The organism is Mycobacterium sp. E3198 (assembly GCF_001667015.1).
Taxonomy (GTDB): domain Bacteria; phylum Actinomycetota; class Actinomycetes; order Mycobacteriales; family Mycobacteriaceae; genus Mycobacterium.
In genome coordinates, this window is the sequence record NZ_LZIS01000077.1 from 1 (window position 1) to 701 (window position 701).

Annotated in this window: 2 pseudogenes; one reads left to right on the forward strand and one right to left on the reverse strand. The window is 68.6% G+C overall.

Annotated elements, in window-relative coordinates:
* A pseudogene (locus A5673_RS08720) lies at positions 1 to 325 on the forward strand (hypothetical protein); the annotation flags it as partial.
* A gap of 28 nt (positions 326 to 353) precedes the next feature.
* Here A5673_RS08720 and A5673_RS08725 read toward each other — a convergent pair.
* Positions 354 to 701: pseudogene (locus A5673_RS08725) on the reverse strand (hypothetical protein); the annotation flags it as partial.

Here is a 701-nt window from a genome sequence, read left to right on the forward strand (position 1 = left end):
CGCGCGGCTGGCCAAGGACCAGGGCGTGCCCATCTCGACGATCTCGTTCGGCACCAAAGGCGGCGAGATCGAGATGAACGGGCAGCGGGTCGCCGTTCCCGTCTCGACCGACCAGATGAAAAAGATCGCCCAGCTCTCCGGCGGGCAGTCCTACACCGCGACCAACATCGCCGAGCTCAACAAGAGCTACAACGCCATCGAGAACGACATCGGGTTTCGCACGGTGCCCGGACCCGGCAGCGCCGGGTGGCTGCGCCTGGGCGTCGTCGCCGCGCTCATCGCCGCGGCGCTGGCCCTGTTGATCAACCGGCGGCTGCCGACCTGATCGCCCACCCGATCGCCGCCCTGATCGCCTAGGAGGGCAACCGGCTGTTGAGCGCGAGACCGGCCAGGATGGCGCCGGCCAGGACCACCGCCCCGAGCAGCATCCAGGCGAGGCTGGCGTCGCCCTTCACCGTCTCGTAGCCGATCTGGCGCTGCAGCGTCGAATAGACGCTTTCCAACGATTGCAGGCTGTCGGCGTGGAACGCCTCGCCGTCGGTGATCTTGGTGATCTCCTGCAACGTCTGGTCGTCGACGGGGACCGGGATGGTGGCGCCCTCGTAGTCGACGGTGCCGTAGGGCGTGCCGAACGAGATCGTCGAGATGGGCACGCCCTGGTCCTTGGCCAGCCGCGCGGCCGTGTAGGCGCCGTCGTGCGG